33 protein-coding genes are annotated in these 17630 nt (G+C 32.7%); 4 read left to right on the top strand and 29 right to left on the bottom strand.

Going from position 1 to position 17630, the window contains the following annotated elements:
• Positions 1 to 10 precede the first annotated feature (10 nt).
• From CIW83_RS09400 to CIW83_RS09270, 29 genes are all read right to left on the bottom strand, one after another.
• Complete coding sequence (locus CIW83_RS09400) at positions 11 to 748, bottom strand: hypothetical protein (protein WP_094900581.1); 738 nt, start codon at positions 746 to 748, stop codon at positions 11 to 13.
• A gap of 190 nt (positions 749 to 938) precedes the next feature.
• A complete protein-coding gene (locus CIW83_RS22200) occupies positions 939 to 1085 on the bottom strand; it encodes a hypothetical protein (RefSeq protein ID WP_158220072.1) in 147 nt (48 codons plus the stop codon).
• A gap of 10 nt (positions 1086 to 1095) precedes the next feature.
• The gene (locus tag CIW83_RS09395; protein ID WP_094900580.1) at positions 1096 to 1362 is read right to left on the bottom strand and encodes a sporulation transcriptional regulator SpoIIID; all 267 of its coding nucleotides are present in this window, start codon (positions 1360 to 1362) and stop codon (positions 1096 to 1098) included.
• Positions 1363 to 1373: 11 nt separating this feature from the next.
• The gene (locus CIW83_RS09390) at positions 1374 to 2222 is read right to left on the bottom strand and encodes an ATP-binding protein (RefSeq protein WP_201259765.1); all 849 of its coding nucleotides are present in this window, start codon (positions 2220 to 2222) and stop codon (positions 1374 to 1376) included.
• A complete protein-coding gene (locus tag CIW83_RS09385) occupies positions 2146 to 3063 on the bottom strand; it encodes a phage replisome organizer N-terminal domain-containing protein (RefSeq protein WP_094900578.1) in 918 nt (305 codons plus the stop codon). Before CIW83_RS09385 ends, CIW83_RS09390 begins: the two co-directional genes overlap by 77 nt.
• Positions 3063 to 3683, bottom strand: coding sequence for a 3D domain-containing protein (locus CIW83_RS09380; RefSeq protein ID WP_094900577.1), 621 nt, complete (start codon positions 3681 to 3683; stop codon positions 3063 to 3065). Before CIW83_RS09380 ends, CIW83_RS09385 begins: the two co-directional genes overlap by 1 nt.
• On the bottom strand, positions 3652 to 4176 hold the full coding sequence (locus CIW83_RS09375; protein WP_094900576.1) for a hypothetical protein: 525 nt from the start codon (positions 4174 to 4176) through the stop codon (positions 3652 to 3654). The genes CIW83_RS09380 and CIW83_RS09375 overlap by 32 nt, the downstream gene beginning before the upstream one ends.
• A 24-nt stretch (positions 4177 to 4200) precedes the next feature.
• The gene (locus CIW83_RS09370) at positions 4201 to 4506 is read right to left on the bottom strand and encodes a hypothetical protein (protein ID WP_094900575.1); all 306 of its coding nucleotides are present in this window, start codon (positions 4504 to 4506) and stop codon (positions 4201 to 4203) included.
• Positions 4507 to 4545: 39 nt separating this feature from the next.
• Positions 4546 to 4749 (bottom strand): hypothetical protein, encoded by a 204-nt coding sequence (locus tag CIW83_RS09365; protein ID WP_094900574.1) that lies wholly within the window; start codon positions 4747 to 4749, stop codon positions 4546 to 4548.
• A gap of 11 nt (positions 4750 to 4760) precedes the next feature.
• Positions 4761 to 5501, bottom strand: coding sequence for an MBL fold metallo-hydrolase (locus tag CIW83_RS09360; protein ID WP_094900573.1), 741 nt, complete (start codon positions 5499 to 5501; stop codon positions 4761 to 4763).
• 10 nt (positions 5502 to 5511) lie between these two features.
• Positions 5512 to 5853: a hypothetical protein gene (locus CIW83_RS09355; RefSeq protein WP_094900572.1), complete on the bottom strand. Its 342-nt coding sequence runs from the start codon at positions 5851 to 5853 to the stop codon at positions 5512 to 5514.
• Positions 5853 to 6854, bottom strand: a complete 1002-nt coding sequence (locus CIW83_RS09350; RefSeq protein ID WP_094900571.1) for a recombinase RecT — start codon at positions 6852 to 6854, stop codon at positions 5853 to 5855. The genes CIW83_RS09355 and CIW83_RS09350 overlap by 1 nt, the downstream gene beginning before the upstream one ends.
• On the bottom strand, positions 6855 to 7025 hold the full coding sequence (locus CIW83_RS22195; RefSeq protein WP_158220071.1) for a hypothetical protein: 171 nt from the start codon (positions 7023 to 7025) through the stop codon (positions 6855 to 6857). It lies immediately after the preceding gene.
• Positions 7026 to 7211 carry a hypothetical protein gene (locus CIW83_RS09345; RefSeq protein ID WP_094900570.1) on the bottom strand — a complete coding sequence of 62 codons (186 nt, stop codon included), beginning with the start codon at positions 7209 to 7211 and terminating at the stop codon, positions 7026 to 7028.
• Positions 7211 to 9064: a hypothetical protein gene (locus CIW83_RS09340; RefSeq protein WP_094900569.1), complete on the bottom strand. Its 1854-nt coding sequence runs from the start codon at positions 9062 to 9064 to the stop codon at positions 7211 to 7213. Before CIW83_RS09340 ends, CIW83_RS09345 begins: the two co-directional genes overlap by 1 nt.
• A 44-nt stretch (positions 9065 to 9108) precedes the next feature.
• A complete protein-coding gene (locus tag CIW83_RS09335) occupies positions 9109 to 9345 on the bottom strand; it encodes an ATP-binding protein (protein WP_094900568.1) in 237 nt (78 codons plus the stop codon).
• Positions 9342 to 9590 carry a hypothetical protein gene (locus CIW83_RS09330; protein WP_201259764.1) on the bottom strand — a complete coding sequence of 83 codons (249 nt, stop codon included), beginning with the start codon at positions 9588 to 9590 and terminating at the stop codon, positions 9342 to 9344. The genes CIW83_RS09335 and CIW83_RS09330 overlap by 4 nt, the downstream gene beginning before the upstream one ends.
• A gap of 13 nt (positions 9591 to 9603) precedes the next feature.
• On the bottom strand, positions 9604 to 9927 hold the full coding sequence (locus tag CIW83_RS09325) for a hypothetical protein (RefSeq protein WP_094900567.1): 324 nt from the start codon (positions 9925 to 9927) through the stop codon (positions 9604 to 9606).
• On the bottom strand, positions 9927 to 10295 hold the full coding sequence (locus tag CIW83_RS09320) for a hypothetical protein (protein WP_094900566.1): 369 nt from the start codon (positions 10293 to 10295) through the stop codon (positions 9927 to 9929). The genes CIW83_RS09325 and CIW83_RS09320 overlap by 1 nt, the downstream gene beginning before the upstream one ends.
• A gap of 12 nt (positions 10296 to 10307) precedes the next feature.
• Positions 10308 to 10838 carry a DUF5839 family protein gene (locus CIW83_RS09315; protein ID WP_094900565.1) on the bottom strand — a complete coding sequence of 177 codons (531 nt, stop codon included), beginning with the start codon at positions 10836 to 10838 and terminating at the stop codon, positions 10308 to 10310.
• Between the two features lie 44 nt (positions 10839 to 10882).
• Positions 10883 to 11428 carry a spore protease YyaC gene (gene yyaC, locus CIW83_RS09310; protein WP_158220070.1) on the bottom strand — a complete coding sequence of 182 codons (546 nt, stop codon included), beginning with the start codon at positions 11426 to 11428 and terminating at the stop codon, positions 10883 to 10885.
• Positions 11429 to 11439: 11 nt separating this feature from the next.
• Entirely contained in the window at positions 11440 to 11739 is a 300-nt protein-coding gene (locus tag CIW83_RS09305) for a hypothetical protein (protein WP_094900563.1), read from the bottom strand.
• A gap of 23 nt (positions 11740 to 11762) precedes the next feature.
• Positions 11763 to 11948 (bottom strand): SEC-C metal-binding domain-containing protein, encoded by a 186-nt coding sequence (locus tag CIW83_RS09300; RefSeq protein WP_094900562.1) that lies wholly within the window; start codon positions 11946 to 11948, stop codon positions 11763 to 11765.
• 2 nt (positions 11949 to 11950) lie between these two features.
• A complete protein-coding gene (locus CIW83_RS09295) occupies positions 11951 to 12196 on the bottom strand; it encodes a hypothetical protein (protein WP_094900561.1) in 246 nt (81 codons plus the stop codon).
• Positions 12165 to 12356, bottom strand: coding sequence for a hypothetical protein (locus CIW83_RS09290; protein ID WP_094900560.1), 192 nt, complete (start codon positions 12354 to 12356; stop codon positions 12165 to 12167). Before CIW83_RS09290 ends, CIW83_RS09295 begins: the two co-directional genes overlap by 32 nt.
• The gene (locus CIW83_RS09285) at positions 12350 to 12601 is read right to left on the bottom strand and encodes a helix-turn-helix domain-containing protein (RefSeq protein WP_094900559.1); all 252 of its coding nucleotides are present in this window, start codon (positions 12599 to 12601) and stop codon (positions 12350 to 12352) included. Before CIW83_RS09285 ends, CIW83_RS09290 begins: the two co-directional genes overlap by 7 nt.
• Before the next feature lie 16 nt (positions 12602 to 12617).
• Positions 12618 to 13352: a Rha family transcriptional regulator gene (locus CIW83_RS09280; RefSeq protein WP_094900558.1), complete on the bottom strand. Its 735-nt coding sequence runs from the start codon at positions 13350 to 13352 to the stop codon at positions 12618 to 12620.
• A 78-nt stretch (positions 13353 to 13430) separates the two neighbouring features.
• Positions 13431 to 14219 carry a phage antirepressor gene (locus CIW83_RS09275; RefSeq protein WP_094900557.1) on the bottom strand — a complete coding sequence of 263 codons (789 nt, stop codon included), beginning with the start codon at positions 14217 to 14219 and terminating at the stop codon, positions 13431 to 13433.
• Positions 14220 to 14251: 32 nt separating this feature from the next.
• Positions 14252 to 14470, bottom strand: coding sequence for a helix-turn-helix domain-containing protein (locus CIW83_RS09270; protein WP_094900556.1), 219 nt, complete (start codon positions 14468 to 14470; stop codon positions 14252 to 14254).
• Between the two features lie 191 nt (positions 14471 to 14661).
• Here CIW83_RS09270 and CIW83_RS09265 point away from each other — a divergent pair, with 191 nt between their 5' ends.
• From CIW83_RS09265 to CIW83_RS09250, 4 genes are all read left to right on the top strand, one after another.
• Positions 14662 to 15222, top strand: a complete 561-nt coding sequence (locus CIW83_RS09265) for a helix-turn-helix domain-containing protein (protein WP_094900555.1) — start codon at positions 14662 to 14664, stop codon at positions 15220 to 15222.
• A 24-nt stretch (positions 15223 to 15246) separates the two neighbouring features.
• Positions 15247 to 15702, top strand: a complete 456-nt coding sequence (locus CIW83_RS09260) for an ImmA/IrrE family metallo-endopeptidase (RefSeq protein WP_094900554.1) — start codon at positions 15247 to 15249, stop codon at positions 15700 to 15702.
• A gap of 79 nt (positions 15703 to 15781) precedes the next feature.
• A complete protein-coding gene (locus CIW83_RS09255) occupies positions 15782 to 16987 on the top strand; it encodes a site-specific integrase (RefSeq protein WP_094900553.1) in 1206 nt (401 codons plus the stop codon).
• Positions 16988 to 17019: 32 nt separating this feature from the next.
• Complete coding sequence (locus CIW83_RS09250) at positions 17020 to 17562, top strand: HNH endonuclease (RefSeq protein WP_094900552.1); 543 nt, start codon at positions 17020 to 17022, stop codon at positions 17560 to 17562.
• Positions 17563 to 17630: the final 68 nt, after the last annotated feature.

Here is a 17630-nt window from a genome sequence, read left to right as displayed (position 1 = left end):
TCCTCCTTTCTTAATCCATGCACTCACAAGGTATATTAAAATCATCATCTAAGAATGTTAATTGATTTTTATTGGCTTGAACCTCATCCCACAAATCCTTTAAGGTGCAATCTTTAAAAACTGTATGTCCTATTTTTTCTTCCATTTCTACAGCTTTTTTAAAATCATCAGGGTAATACTTAGCTACTTGCTTAAAATGTCCCTTACCACCCTTGAAACAAGGTATACAGTTATTATGCTTTAGGTACTTGTATGCTCTTGGCAACTCTATCTTCCATTCTTCTTTGATAATTCTTTTTATTTCCTTGTCATCAATTCTTTTCTCAAATATTAGATATTTGCTTTTAATTTCTTCTTTTTCAAATCTTATTGATTGTTTCTGGACTCTTCTCCACTCGTCAGCCCCATATCCAAAATGAACTGTAAAATCAATTCCTCGGTTTTTCAATCTATTCCAAAACTTTCTACTCTGTTTTATTTTTAAATCCGTTGTACAAAATGGTATATGAAAACTTGGTAAACAGTTGTTATCTTCTATTAGTTGCCATAGGCTTCGACCATCTTCTTCAACTGTGATTGGTAATCCTAGACATTCAGCTACTTCTGCTCTAAATCTATCTGCATCTGGATCTTCTGCATAAGTTGGTGTGTGAAGGAAGATAGTATTTTCTTTACCATATTTCTCTACAACCAACTTAGCTAAATAACTACTACTTGCTCCACCACTAAACATTACTATTTGTTTCAACCTTTCCACCTACTTGAAATTTATTTCATCTTCAAGTAGGAACTTGCAAAGCCTTCCCATGCTCGTACTGGCTAAATACTCACGCTACAATATGCAAGTTTTATACTTCGTTTCTACAGCAAACACGCCTTTTAATAAGTCGCCAACTTAATTGATTATGATGATACTAATCTCAGGCTCGTAACCTGCTCTAGCAGGATTTTCGGAAAAGGTTTTCAGTTGAAAATATTACTTTTGCAAATTCTACTTCACCATCTTCATTTTGGTACTCTCTCCAAACCATAAATAGTGGCAACTGATATTTGCTCTTAAATCCAAACCTTATTTTAGTTTTCAAATAATCCCTCCTATTCTCTCAACATCTCATGCTTTTTCTTTGTAGCCAATCCACCCCTAAGATATCTCTCTTCCCAGTTTGTAGCTAAGACTTCTTTTACATTTTCATACAAAGAGTGATTTATATCCTTGAGCCTAATTACTAAATCCTTATGAACGGTTGTCTTAGACACTCCCATATGCTTAGCTGTTTCCCTTATAGTCGAATTATTTTCTATAAGATAATTTGCCGTATCAATTGCTCTTTGCTCGATATAATCTTCATTCCTACTTCCCACAAAGTCACCTCCTAATCCTTCAACAATCTCTCTAATACTTCTTTCTGTTTCTTCCTAGCCGATATAACCCTTCTTGATGGTCCTTCTATTTGAATTGGCGTACACATTTCTATCAATCTGTCATAAGTTCTTGGGACTCCATCATCATAAGTTAATTTATCTTTTAGCTGTAATAAAGTTAAATTTGTAGTTACTATCATCGGTTTTCCGTTTCTAATTCTAGTATCTATGACTGAATAAAGTATCTGTTTCTCTTTTCCTCCATGACTCTCATGCTCTGACCCTAAATCGTCTATTATGAGTAAATCTGCATTGTTAAAAGTATTTATTATCTCATATTCTCCTTCAGTTCCATATTTCCTATAGCTGTCATAAATCTTTCCAATCAGACCAATAGAACTTATAGCAATCACTGGAGTTAAATTCTTCATAAGTTCATTCGCTATACAAAATGATGTATGAGATTTACCAGTACCAGGAGTCCCCCAAAACATTAAACCGATTCCCTCTTTTTTCATATCTGGCCATTGTTTACAGTAGTTAAGTGCAATCTTGTATAAATTAGAGTTCTGCTTGTCTATGTCATAAGTTTCAAAGGTGCAATCAAAGAATTTACTGTTCATTAGGGAATATTTTCTTAATTTATCTAATTTCTTTTGCATTTCTTTTTTAGCTTCATCTTCTTTTCTTTTTTTATATTCTGATTGCTGGCATTTGCATGAGATTGGCACTATCTTCTTTTCGCCTAATATATTTACTTCCATAACCAGCTTTTCTCCACATTTACGGCAAGTCATTAAGTTTAATTCCGATTCCTTCGTATTGGTCATGTTCTTGATTGCTTGGCTTATTTGCTCCACTTGAGTCACCTCCATCTGTTTTATCATCATATTTTCCTTCTAATATCTTCACAAAATTAGTCGGTTTCATTATCCATTCAAAGTCTGCCTTTCCTCCAGTATTCCAACCCTTTCTTAGAAAGCTACTATTTTGCACTTTATTAAATACAGTTCTAAAAACTTCTACATTACAACCATTTTCCCTATAACGTGCATTCATATTGCCTTTGCGGTTATTAGTTATCTGTTTTACTGGATTGAATGAAATACATATAGCATTATAAAGTTCAGCTATTTCTTTATGTGGTGCTATTGAAGGTTTTTCTATAGTAGTATCTTTATCTATTTCTATATCTATATCTTCTTCTCTATCTTCTTCTCTATCTTCTTCTATATCTAGGGAGCTAACATTAGCTTTACTGTTAGGTACATTGTTAGATTTACTGTTAACTTTACATTCTTCACCACTAGCTAACATCCTTTGCCTTTCTCTATACTCCCTCATATAATGTTTCATATATTCTTTTCTTTCCTCTAGCTGGTCTAAGGTCTGATGTTTACTCCAATTTGGAATAGTTATTGTATCGTTAATTATTTCTACCATTTCAAAATCTTCAAATGTCCTTAATGCTAATCTAACTGTATTTATTGGCCTTCTAAATATTGTCGATAACATTTCATCCGTGTAAGGTATCCTGTCATTGAATAATAGAACTCCACCGTTGTTGATTTTACCTGCCAATGTTAGTAATTTAAACCAAATGACTATAATTGAATCTGCTTCAGGCAATTGCTCTATAAACAATATTTTTTCATCATCAAATATATCTGTGACAATTTTTATCCATTTAACTTCTGCCATTAATTATCGCCCCATTCTAGTATCTTGACTTCTGTATCTTTGACACCGAATTGCATGGCCTGATTATAAGTTTCGTGAAATAAATCTATCCTGATATTTTTATTGTCATTTCTTAAAGCTGCACCAGTGTCACCAACTTCTACAACTCCCCAATTCGGTATTTCTAATTTAGTACCATATGGAAGCTTCCTTGGGTCTGCTGCCACTATTCCTCGACTTACTCTTTTACCTATAGATGTTCTAGTGGGGTCACCTTCAGCTTGTTGGCCGTCACGATTATCCAAAGGAGAATAAGCTGTCAGTTTTGCTCTAATTGTCCTTAGTTGCTCGTTTTCTTTTTCTAAATCATTTACTTGCAGAATTAACATTTCCTTTTCTTGCTTATTTCTAATTAGGATATCCTCAAGAAATTCCTTTCGATTCTGCAACTTTAACCTTTCATCCTCTAGTTGTCCTATTTCTACTTTTAAAGTTTCGATTTCTGCCTTTGTTTCATTAATCACTGCCTTTAATGCTCCTATAGCTACTAAGAAAACTAAAAAATATAAAATAGTTATTTTAGTATCTTTATTAATTGTCCTCACCCCTTTAGCTAAAACTTGGCTCTGGCTCTGGTTCAACTTCCACTTCGTTATTTTCCCATGCTATAGGCATAAATATTGTTTCGCCTTTTAACTTATCTTTACAGTAAACAAATACTCCTTTGCCTAAGTCTCCAAATAATCCATATACTTTCCAATCACATGTTTTGCCTTTAGCCATCTCTAACCCACTATTACATTCATATGGACTTGAAGAAATCCCACCACATGAAGGGCATCTAAACCCTCGCTTACCTATAGACTTCAACATATCCTCAACCGTCTCAAACACCTTCGTCTTATCACTTTTTATAGAAGGTTGATTGCATTCTTGATAATAATTGATTGTGGAATAATTTCTATCTTCTTCCCAAGATTTCAGAATTTCTTCTTGCGAAATTCCTAATGCTTTTGAATACTCCTCTAATTTATTTCTTAAATACTTTTCAAGATTTTCTGCCCTTTCTTCTCCTGTTCTGCCACTCCATGACTCTCTTGCTTGCTGTTTTAAATTTTGTATAATTTGTTCCACGATAATTCCCCCTATTTTTTATTTTTAAAATGCAGTTCCACATAACCTGCAATAGTCATAATCTGGACTTGGACATCTTTCGTTGGTATACTTTGTATCTATAAATTCCTTTGGATGAGTACATTTATTATGCTTGAATATTAAAAATCTTAGATGCCATTGTTCTCTTTTATATTTACATTTAGGGCAAATGTAAGACGTATACCCATAAACCCTGTTTTCTTCTGTAAATACAGTCCTATGCTTGTAATAAACTTCACCCTTGAAGATAGTTCTGTTGCAAAATTCACATTTTAGCCCTAATCTTCTTTTGGCAATTAATCTTTTCATTTAATCACCCCTTAAAGGACACCAACTTGGAGCCTTCTTTTATTTCGACAGCGATTCTTTTACCCTGCTTTCTCCAGCAGTTCCATTTACACGCCACATAGCATCTTCTCTTGTTTTATAAACTGTGCACGCCCAAGTAATACATCTCCCTTTCTTGGACTTTGTCGCCATACATCTTGCCTCTGCATTGGTGAGTTCATCAATAATGATTTTGCAGTTAATACAATGTTCACATCTTTTCACATACAACCCTCCTAATATGGATATAAATTTAATTCCACTTCCAACCCTCTAGTTGCCACTTTAGGTGTAATGCCTGTTACTTCCCTAATTTCTCTCATCATCTGTTCAGAATCGCTATTTCTATCTGATAAATGCAAGAGTACAATTTCACGACATTGACTTAAATCATTAGTTTTTAGAAATTCCTTTACATTTTCAAGGCTGAAATGGCTCTGTAGTAACCTTGGTTTCATAGCTTGGTCGATATATCCATTCTCTATGTTTTCATCTAACGTTTCTTTGATATAGTTGCATTCAACCATGATATACTTTAAATCCTTGAATTTATATTTACTGTAATAACTATCTGTGATGAATAATAAGTTCTCACCAGTTGGTCTATTTCTTATTAAGAAACCTAGTGGTTCTTTTGCATCATGCTGAACTTCAAATGGTAATATGGTCATATCTCCCATAAGTAATCTATCTTTATCTTTTATGGGTTTAAGCCTATAATGTTTTATCCCTAATGCTTCTATAGTTCCTTGACTAGTCCATACATCAATTCCAGCGTTCATTACATCTTCAATAGCTCTTGAGTGATCTTTATGCTCGTGACTAACCAAACAACCTATCACCCTTGATATATCATAGTTCAAACCTAGTAATATCTCTTTCCAAGAGATACCACATTCTAATATGAGGGTCCCTGCTAAAGTTTCTAAGATATAGCAATTACCTTTACTTCCACTTGCTAAAACTTTTAATTTCATTTAATCACTCCTAAACCATAGATTTTGGTGGCATTGGAATATTCTCATTTTGAGGTTTCCATAGATGCAACGTGTGAGGATGGTTGTTTACATAATCACTCTTAGGTGGATGATACTGTATTACACATTCATCTTCACTAAAGAAAATATCCTTGATGTAACACATTTCATCCCAAGTAGGAGTCCTATTTGAATAACTTGCCGATACATGGTCCCAATCTCCACCACAACTAAATATCACTGCTACTGGCTTTTTAGTTCCTGGAAGATATGCAAAGGCATACCCTCCATCTAGACCTATCTGTTGAATAATTAATCTTTCATTTTGCTTAATTTCTTCGATACTTTTCATTAGTATCCTGGTCCTTCCATTTCAATTTGTTCTTCCTCTACTTCCACAACCTCTGGTTCTTCCTCGACAACTTCACCATCTACGATTTCTCCTGTATCTCCATCAAAATCTAGGTATTCAGTATTTGCGTTTTCTTCAATTTCAGCCTGTACCATACTTTCTGTAGCTTGATTTTCTAACTGTTTTAATCTCAGATAATCATCATCTATCTTTTGGCTATCTATGGTAATATCGTTGTAAGCTGCTCTATAGATGGTCTTATAACACATTTGTTCATACCAACCTTCAATCTTTTCCTTTCCGACTACTTGCCCATTTTTCCAAACATCTTTTTCTCCACCCCAAAACTCTGCACTTGCATATTTAGGTTTTCTTTTCAATATGTCATCAATAGTCATGATTACTAATTTATTTTTAGATGGATTATCATTGTATAAGTGGTAGTAAAATCCTCCTATAATTTCCCCTCTATTAAATGCATTGGTAATTTCAAGCTCATAATCTTCAATTTTATTTGTTCTACTTTTCTTAACTGGCTTAAAATGGTCATTTGAATATACAAGTTCAACTATTACTGCATCTGGTACATCTAATCCGTACTTTTGAGCCTTTAATTCAATTCCTCTATATCCTTCGATAAAAACAATGTCATATTTATTAGTTGAATTATTCTTAAAAGGCATAGCATGAATATGATTTTTTTGGGCTGGGTCTAGTCCAATTCTTGCATAGCTTACTAAATTTCTAGCTAATAAATTCATATCTACATTTTGCCAAACTACTGGTAATGGATCTTTATTAGTTTTCTTTCTTTGTCTATTTATTTCTGCTGTCTTTAAAGCTGCATCTATAGCTATAAAATAATTCTGTGCTAATCTTTGTTGGAAGTCGGTAAGAGCTACTGCCCCTACCCCGCTTTGAAACTCTTGTACCATTGCATTTGTAAATCTTTGACTTAAAGATAAATCTATATCTTGAACTGCTACTTGATTATTTGACATTTAGCATTCCTCCTTAATTAAAATTACTTGTAGCACACTTGCATAATTATAGGTATCACTATCTATAAACCCACAAGATGTTGAAGATACTTTCCAACCCTCTTTTAAATAAGCATTTACTATATTTTCAAATTCTGATTCATCAGAAAGATTTATTACTTTAATTTCCACCTACTCCACCTCACTTACTTTAGTTAATATCCCTTGTACTATAAAATCTCCTATATCCTTCTTGGAACCACCCCATGGAGAACCTCCATCATCTATAAATACATAGTCCGTGTCAGTTATTTCATTTAAAGTTACATAGAAGTTGCCTACAGAATAAAATCTGTCGCCTATTTTAAGTTCTGGCATTATTCTCCTATCTCCACCCTTAAGCTACTATTCCTATCATTCCATTCACGTCTAGCTACATCTAAGTGGTATATTGGGTCTTCTGTTGCCGATACTTCTGGATATTTCTCTATTTGCTTTTCAATCAACATATTTCTAATTGACTTATCCAACTCATTCCATGTTGGTGGCTTAATTAGATTAATTATCTGGCTATCAATTTCCATGATTTCACTCACTGACTCCCTATTGTCTATGAATATTGGAGCCTGAACACCGTAAAATTTGGATAAGGCTGAAATTATATCTAAACCTGCATTTATCTGCCCTGCTAGGTTTCCATCTTCAAATTTAACGTAAGATCCGTTAGTATTCACTAGAGCAACACAAGTTTCCTTGACCCCTTCATTAGTAATGTTTTCTTCAAACAACTTAAATCTTACGTGTTTGAATTGGCTATTTATGCTATCTTCAAGTAGATTTACCTTCGCTACTGTAAATCTTTCAAGCAAGAATTTATGACCTTCCAATTCAGCTATAAGAGCCGATACTCTCTTTTCCTCTGTCTTTAATTCCTCTATTCTAGCTTTTTTCTTCTCGGTTTCTGTTTTACTGTTTAAGACCTTATTGCAATCATCTATTTGAGCTTGTATTTCTGATTTTCTTTGAAGTAATTCAACTGACTTATCCTCTACAGGTTTATCTAATTCAGTTTGCAACTGTTCGATTTTACTGAATATTTCATTGTATTCTTTATTTTGAGTGTAATCTGGTTCAACTACTGGTTTGGATAACTCTACTTCTAATTCAGCTATTGATTTTGATATTTCTTCTAGTTTTAATAATTTTTCTTCTAATTCTTTTTCAAGAGATAACTTATTTTGCTTATTTAACTCATTTCTTTTAGCAGTATTTAAACCATCTTCTTTATTTTTGTTTAGCTGAGCTATTACATTATCAAGTTCAGCCTTTTTATTTTTCTTGAAGTTCTCATACATTTCGTCTATCTTTGCATCTTTTGAATCCTGTGGCAAAGCTTGATTACAAGTAGGACAATTAAAATCATCTTCAGATGGCTCTACAAATTCCCAATTCATAATTTCTTTTCTCTTGCTATCTAAAGAACTCCATTCAGCCCTTAATTTACTCAATTGTTCTTCTCCAAGTTCAATAGCTGACCTATCGCCTATACTATTTTTTAGAAATTGAATATTGCTTTCTAGAAGGTATTTACCATTTTCTAACTCTAGTTTTTTATTTACCAGTTCCTGCCTATCTGCTCCCGACTCTAACTTAATTTTTTCTTTGACCTTCTCTAGTTGGCCTTTTAATGAATATAACTCTTGATGTTTCTTATTGAGTCCATTGGCTTTATTAGTAGCATTGGTCATTAGAAATTCAATCGTTGCTAATTGGTCCTTATATCCTTTTAATTCAACTTCTATTGCCGAATAGTCAATTTCTTCCTGAGGAAGTGATAGTGTTAATTCATCAATTCTTGGTGGCAAATCGTCTCTTTCTTTTTTAAGGCCTTTGAGTTTATCTGCTAAGACTAATTTATAATCATCTATGGACCTACCGTTTAATATTTCAGTTAATCTTGCTAAACTTTCATCTGAAGCTATTATCTGTTCATCCGTCGCATCTCCTGATATTTCTAAAAGAATCTTTCTTCTTTCTTCCCACTTCAATTTGGTGTTAAAAAATAGTGGGTTGGTAATCATCTTGAATATATTTTCATTGATTAAATCATCCACTTTTGTCTTATACTCTGTTGCTTTTACTGGTACTTCATTAAACCAATATGAAGTTTTATGTCCATCAAATACTCTTTCTGTTGTACCTTGCCTTTTAACCCATTTTTCCTCTTGCATTTTCTTTATTTTTAATGGTTTTCCATCTATTAATAGTTCTGCTTCTACTTCGGTCTGTAGGTGATGAATGTCCTGCCATCTTCTGATTGGGGCTTTACTGTAAAGTTTGTACTATCGTTACTATCTTTATTGAATAAGAGCCAAAGGAAAGCATCCATTAGAGTAGTTTTTCCTTTTCCATTATCTGCAAATACTGAAACATTCTTTCCGTTTGCTACTAGCTTAAAATCCTTAATTCCTTTGAAATTCTTTAGGTGTAGCCAATTTAGTTTAATGTTCATATCTCAATCCCCCTTGACTGTAATTCATTAGTCCATAATTTTTTCATTTCTTCCGAGCAGTGTTCCATTGCATCTTTCCAAGTTGGCCATCTACCATGCTCATTATAAAATTTATATTGGTAGAATAAACTCTGCTGATTATGTGGAAATTCAGGTTCATGCTTTGTTGCACATTCTGGACAAGTTCCTTCAGCTGCTGGCATTAAATCAAAACCACCTAAATTTTTACCTTTGATAATTTCCAATTACTTCTCCCCCTTAATCCATTTGATAATAAATTAAAACATTCCACCCTGCTTCCCTCATAACCTTTGTCATAGCTTCAACTGCTCTTGTGTTTGAGTTGCCTTGTCCACCAGGACCTGATATAAAATATCTAGGACCTAACCAATCCCTTCTACCTCTTGTATAAAGTCCTGCTTTCTTAACTGCTTCAATGACTTTCTTTTCGTTTGCTCTAGGTAATTTTATTGTCATAGTATCTAAATTTGCAGTTCCACCATCTTCACCTTCTGCTGCTTTCTCTGCTGCTAATCTGGCTTGAATTAAATCTTCTGTAAGTTTCTTATAATCGGTATCCACTAAAACTCACCTGCCTTTGGTGGTTTGTAGTCTTTCATAATCTTGTTTATCTTTTGTAAAGCTTCTTCAAATGATTTGAAGTCTAGATTAAGTGCAGTTATGACTGTAGAATCTTCTCCGATTACCTTATCTAGCCCATATGCCATGGCATCCAACATATCTCTAGGTAATCCTTTCTTAGGACTTTCTTGCCTTGGATAAGCTGTATTTACTAAATCCTTTAATAAATCTGCTACGAAGTGCATTTGTGTAGCTTTTTCATTTCTATTTGGACAATAGGGTATTCCTTTATCCATTGTCTTGAACAAATTTGCTGTCAATTCAACTAGGCTTGCTATATTAACTGGATTTATTTGATAATTTTTCAATGTAATTCCCCCTTAAAATGGTAAGTCATCGGTTTTTATTAGGTTTATGACTTCCTTAGTTTTCTCGTCATACTCATATTCAGCTGTTTCTCGGACTTCTACATATTTATTGCCATACATGGTATCTACCTCTACAATGTCACCTTTTTTAAACTTGACATTGTTTAGCTTCTCTGGAACTCTCCATGTGTAGAATTTTGAACTACCAAAATGTACGCAATGGACATATTTAGCCATCTTTTTCTTAACGATGTAAGTAATTAGGTGTGAATCCAAAGAGTCGTTAAAGCTTCTCATAAATTGCGAAAAATCATATGCAGCTGATAAAATATCTATGCTTTCATTTAAAATAATTTTAGTTATGAATTTTTCATCAATACAATTAGGTCGCCATGCGATAGGGGTGGGAGTGTTTAATCCTATGAGGCAATTTTTCATAATTAGATACCAGCCTTTAAAATCTTCGCTCTGGCATTCAAAATACAATACATCACCAAATTGAAGTTCTCTCTTCCTTAATTCTTCTATAGTCATTGTTTTCATTTACTTAATTCCTCCTATTTGATATAATTTAATTGAGTATTTTCTTATTGGCTCTTTTGGGATTGCCGTCCCTGAGAGCTTTTTTCTTTTAAAACTCTTTTCAGACCTTCTGAAATTACATCTGCCATTTTCATAACTACGGATAATCGAGTATTCTGTAATACCATAAATTCCATCATTCCACCAATATTCACAATTCCAGTAATTGCTATGTCTCCTAAATGGGGTAGATCTTTCCCTACTCCTGCACCTGGTCTTAATGCACCTTGCTTTACATTTATAAATCCGACTCTTTCCTCTTTACCTAGTGCTGCATCTACAGCTATTACAAGAGTATTTTCATCTAAGGAAGAAACGAATTCCTTTAAATTTTGTGCATGAAGTGGTTTATCCAAGTTACCTACAATCCTAATTCCTTCTAATTCTCCAAGTTTGTAACCTACTAAAGGACCTAAGCTATCTCCAGTACTTCTATCTGTGCCTATACATGCAATACAGATTTCATCATAAGTTTTATTTATTTGTTCTAATTGTGTCTTAAATGATTGATAGAACTTTTCTTTGCAATCTTGAGAGTTAATAGTAATCAATTTTTCACCTCCTACCTTATCCAAAACTCAGTTTTAGAAAGATAAAATTTTACTTCTATATCTTCATCATTAGTTCCATGAATGATATGATCATCTGTAGTTTTTTCTATCTTAGAAACATAAAGATTGATATGGTCGAGAATTATATCATCAGTTACTACATAGAAATCATATATTTCTCCTACTTCTATGCTATCTACTAGATAATTCAGCATAAACTCCAATTCTACCTCTGTTAGCACATTCTCATATCTAGTTATCAAATTCTCTCTATTCTGAACTAAGTTAATTGATTGAATTTTAGTTTCCATATTTAATTCATCTCCTAGACTTCTTAATAAAGGGTTTGACTATTTAAATGACATCTATTATTTCTAAAAACTGGACCACAACATTTCTTATACTTCTTTCCACTGCCACAAGGGCAAGATTCATTTCTACCTATTTTTCTTTTATCGTATTTTAGAGTGCATTGAACAGGCCAACTGCCACGATGTTCTTTGTATTTATCTTCATTCATGTTTATTTCACCCCCTCAATTTCTAACTTCTCTAAATCTTCATCCCTCCAAAGGATTCCACCGTTGTCCATAGCTTTCTTTTGTAAACCCATATTAAATAAAATCACATCATATCGGTATCCAGAGTCACCAAAGATACCTATTATAATCCCATCTGTCCCTATGAAGTCTTTCATTTCTTCTTCGTCTAGTTCTTCTCTGTTGAAGTCTAGAATTTTAATGAAGTCCCATTTTTCTAGATTTGACATTGCTCTCCCCCATTTTAAATGTTTTATTGCTTACATAAGCTATATCTTTAACTTGTCCCACAAATTCTGGAAACAAAGCTATTAAAATCGGTATACAGATTGTCCCATTTATGCCTAGAAAAACTATTTTGGCTATTAGGTTGCATATTATATTCAACATTTTGATTTTTCCTCCTCGTTTGCCAATTCCTTTATATTGTAAGGGTCCGTGTAGTCGTATCCTTGAGCTTCTTTTAAAAATCTTTCTACTTCCGATTTTCTTACTTTAATTCTTCCTAGTTTTAATGCTTCTAAGTGACCCGCTTTTATTAAGCTGTAGACATAATTAGTATTAGTTTTTATTACAACAGCAACCTCCTCTACTGTGTATAAAGTATTTTCTAATAACTCTAATCTTGGTTTCATTTATCTTCACCTCGCTTTATAAAAATTTAACTGCCATTTCCTTAACTATTGCTGTATAGATTTCAATTAGCTTACCATCATCAGCTATAACATCAAGATAATTAAGGTTATTGATTTTAGTTTGCGTCCAACAGTTATCGAAGGCTCTACCTCTTAAATTGTTAAGTCTAATTTTAAGATTACATTTCGCTCTTTCCTCTAAAGCTTTATAAATCTCATCTTTAGGATTTTGATAATCATTTAACTTCTTACATATTTTATTAACTATTGAATTGGTTTCTTTTCTCCAATTTTCACTTGGTCTAATTTCTATTACTTCTCTCATTGCCTGGATTTCTTCTTTGGTCTCAATTACAGTAGCTTCTATTTCTTTTTGTTTTAACTCCATATTTATTAATAACTGTAGTTGTGGGCTTAGATTTGATAAAGTACCTTTCATATTTAATTGACTTTCCATTTCATGAAATCTATTAATATATATTGCTGTAAACAGAGTGCCTTTTTGTCCAGTAAGCTTATGGGCTATAAACTCACAACCTTTTTTAGTGCAATTATAGTTAGGTCTTTCTTCTCCTTTTGCATCTATATATGTGCTTTCGATGAAGAAGTCTAACGAATCCAAATTTGGATTGGTTGAAATATATTCGATATATATCTTTATATCTCTTAATAAATGTGCATGATTCTTTTCCACCATTTCTGCTACTTCTCTGCTATCTAAAACTAATTCTTTCTTTATTAAACTGTTCATCTTTGTCCCCCCTTTAATTTTGTTTTTCTAAATTAATTTTGAGATTCGTTTATTTCAAATACATTTTCTACTTTTCGACTATGCAGTTTTTTCTATAGTTGGCAATATGCCATTCTCTTTTAATAAGTCGTATAAAAACAATCTTCCTTTTTGCGTCCATTTAGTATTCATCTTCACATCTGCTCTTCCATCACTTCTAACTATGTCAATTGTTTCTGAATGAGTATATCCTTTTCCATGATGTTCTTTATATAAAAGCCATTGGTCACTTTGTTTGTATTGTACCTTTAATTGATACAACAACTTATTCATTTCAGTTCCGCTCATCCCATAGTCCTTAGCTATTTGCGTTATTGTAACAAGCCCTTTATTCTTTAGAATCTTATCTGTGTAATCAGCTTTAGGTTTTAGCTCTCCAATTATTTGTTGTTGTTTTTGATTAGCTAATTGTAACTGTTGCTTTTCTTCTCTTTCTGTCTTTAATTCCATAAGAAGTTTAATCCCAAAATCTGGGTCACTTAGTATCTGGTCCATAACTCCATCTGTTAGATATGCCCCATGTTTTCTTATAGATGGTAGAACTTCATCAAATACCCAAGTTTCAAATTTTTCTGCTGATGGTAGCTCTGATTTAGTTATTAGCCTATAAATATCACCTTCTGGAATAACGTTTGTTTCTTGTATCCCACCTTTCGAAGGTATTCCCATTTTGGTAACCCCTTTGCAATGTTGTATAATTGCCTTACTAGGATTGCTATATCCTAATGCTCTAGCTATATCAATTCCTACAAAATATGGTTTACCTTCAATTAAGACTGTTCTTATTTCTCCAAATTCTTCATTTTTAAATATTTGCAAATCATTCATTCGCTTTCCTCCTTTGCTATAACTGTTGCACTTCATGCGACATGATAATTAAAAAAAATTTCCATTGCCTCTACTTTTGTTAACTTTAACTCCCTGAAAATTAAATTAGCTTCTTTTATTGTGAAAGTTTCACCATCGCTGTTTAGTTTTCTATAAAGTGTACTTCTATCCAAACCTATCTTTTTAGCTAGTTCAGAGATGTTAAGTCCATTTTCTACTATTTTCCCCTTCAATTTATTGACATTTACCACTCTTTACACCTCCTATTTCTTTGTTGCATTTTACGCGACTTTAATTAAAGTATATCATCTTGTTCTCTAAAGTCAATATTATTTTCGCATATTTTTATAATTATTTAACTTTTTACCGTTTTTATGTTGCATATTTGCGAATATAAGGTATAATGAAATTAGATTTGATATTTTGTGGGAGGATGATAAGAGTGAGCATCGGAAAAAGAATTAAAGAACTAAGAAAAGGATTAGGTCTATCGGTAGATGATATAGCAGATAAATTAGGTAAAAATAGGGCAACAATATACAGATATGAAAGTGACGAAATTGAAAATTTACCTATTACTGTAATAGAGCCTTTAGCAGAAATTTTAAATACAACTCCAGCTTATTTAATGGGATGGGATGATCTTGAAAAAACATTGTCCAAAAGTGAGCAAGAAACTAAATTTATTAATGCACTTAAACTTATAGATTGCGATATTGAATATAATTCTTGGCTCATACCTCCAAAAGATTTCGAGTTACCTGAAAAAGAATACTATACCATTACCTATGGTGATGTATCTTTTAATATATCAATAAGTGAATATAACGAGCTTATAAAAGATATAAAATCATATTTGCGTTTTAAAATTCTCAATCTTAATGAAAAGAGGAAAGAAGAAACACCTGACCACTTGCTTCTTAATGCAGCACATGAAATTGAAGGAGCCTCTGAAGAAGATAAAGCTCATGACGATGCTATAATGGATGATGACGATTTTTAATAGGTTGACAGGGGGACGGAGCAAATGACTTATGAAGAATTATTAATAGAAACAGAAATGCACGGATTAATTGTAAAAGAGAAACCTCTCAAAGCTTATAAAGGAAGGATTAAAGGAAATAGGATTGCTATAAAAAAGGACCTTAACAATGCAGATAAGAAATGTGCATTAGTTGAAGAACTAGGGCACTATCATGCAAATATTGGTGACGTGTTAGACCAATCAGATGTTAGAAATCGGAAACAAGAGAGACAAGCTAGAGCATGGGGATATAGAAAATTAGTAGGTATTATTGATTTAATTAACGCTTACAAAGCTGGCGTTAGAAATAGATTCGAACTAGCCGAATATCTAGATGTTACTGAGGAATATATAGAAGAAGTTTTAAAGTATTATAGTCAAAAATATGGACAGTTTTATGTAATCGATAACTATGCTGTCTATTTTGATCCTTTGGCTGTAATGGAAGTGTGGGAATAAAGGAATGATATTCAGAGCCTAACTCGGCTCTTTTATATAAATTCAAAAAAGAACATAAGTTTAAGAAAGGAGTATAAAAATGACTGTATCAGCAAGAAAAAGAGGAAAGAAATGGTACTATAGCTTTGAAACTGCATCTATAGATGGTAAACGCAAGAGGATAGAAAGAGTTGGTGGAGATACTAAAGCAGAGGCTCTTAGGGTTGGAAGAATTGCACTAACTGAATATGAAAATGCAGGACAATTTTTTGAACCTAAAAATATATCCGTATCCGATTATATGGATTATTGGATGAAGGAATATGTAGAAACAAACTTAAAACATACTACTTATAAGTTAAGAAATATTATAATAAAAAATCATATTAAACCAGATCTAGGCAAGTATAAACTCAACTCTTTGACTCCAACAGTTTTACAATCTTTTATTAATGATAAAGTCAAAGAAAATTATAGCTTAAAATATATAAAAAATATGAAAGCCATATTATCTAGCTCGCTAAAGTATGCCGTTCATCCTTGTCAATTTATAAAAAATAACCCTATGGAGTATGTGACAATGCCATCATTGAAGAAAAACGATGATAAAAAAACAGTTACATTAGATGAATATCAAAAAATATTAGAAAGATTTAAAGGAACTATACACTATATACCTATTCAAATTGCATTTCATACAGGCTTGAGAGTAGGAGAGGTGTGTGCTTTGAAGTGGGAAAATATAGATTTGGACAATAAAACACTTACTGTAGAAAAGAATGTCACTAGAAAAGGCAATAAATTTATCCTATCTACTACTAAAAATCAATCCTCTGTAAGGACAATAAGAATTGGCGATACTTTAGTTAATTTATTAAAAAAACACAAAATAGAACAAAGTAAAAATAAATTAAAGTATGGCATCTATTATTATAAGTTCTTCATTGATGAAGAAGGATTCATTTACAAAGATTATCATAGCTATAATCTTGATAAAAAGGATAAAAAAGAGATACATTTTGTATGTACCTCAGAAAATGGAACTGCTTTTACCCCTTTTCACGCTAATCATACCAGAGATATCGTCACTAACGATATAAATATACCATTTAATTTTCATATGTTGCGTCACACTCATGCTACTATGTTAATTGAAAATGGTGCTGATATGAAATCTGTTCAAGAAAGATTAGGGCATTCCAGTATAACTACTACTATGGATATCTATTCCCACTTAACAGAAGGCATGGAGGATAAGACAGTTCAAATATTAGAGTCCTATGTAAAAAAATTGCCAACGAGTTAAGAAGACTAGGTATATGAGAAAGGAGATTAATTATGTGGAAACCAATTGAAAACTATGAGGACTATTTCATTAACACAGAAGGTCAAGTGAAAAATACAAAATATGATCGAATTTTAAAACCAGATTTTGTGCGGGGCTATGCTCGATATAGGTTATGTAAAAATGGTAAGGTTAAAGGGTTTTTTGCTCATAGATTAGTAGCTCAGACCTTTATTCCAAATCCTAAAAAGCTACCTCAAGTCAATCATATAGATGGTATTAAGACAAATAATAGCGTAAGCAATTTAGAATGGGTTACCCCTAAAGAGAATGTTAACCATGCAGTGAAAAACAATTTAATAGAGCAAGTACCAGTCATGGCTGTTAGTACCTGCGGCAATGAAGTTTTGAAGTTTGCTAGCATTCGTGAAGCTGGTCGTATTATGGATATTGGCAATCAATTAATATGCAGATGCCTGCATGGGAATCAATTTACTACTGGTGGTTATTATTGGCATTACCTACTCCATGCCAACGAGTCATTTCCTTCGTTGGCAAAGCGTAAGCAAATTGAGTTAATTATTAAAAACGAATAAAATCCAAAGCTCTATAACCATTGAAATTAAGCTGTTTTACTCCTCTGGCATCTCCCAGTTATGATACA

This window comes from Tissierella sp. P1, assembly GCF_002266425.1.
GTDB lineage: Bacteria > Bacillota > Clostridia > Tissierellales > Tissierellaceae > Tissierella > Tissierella carlieri.
This window is presented reverse-complemented; position numbering and strand designations above follow the sequence as displayed.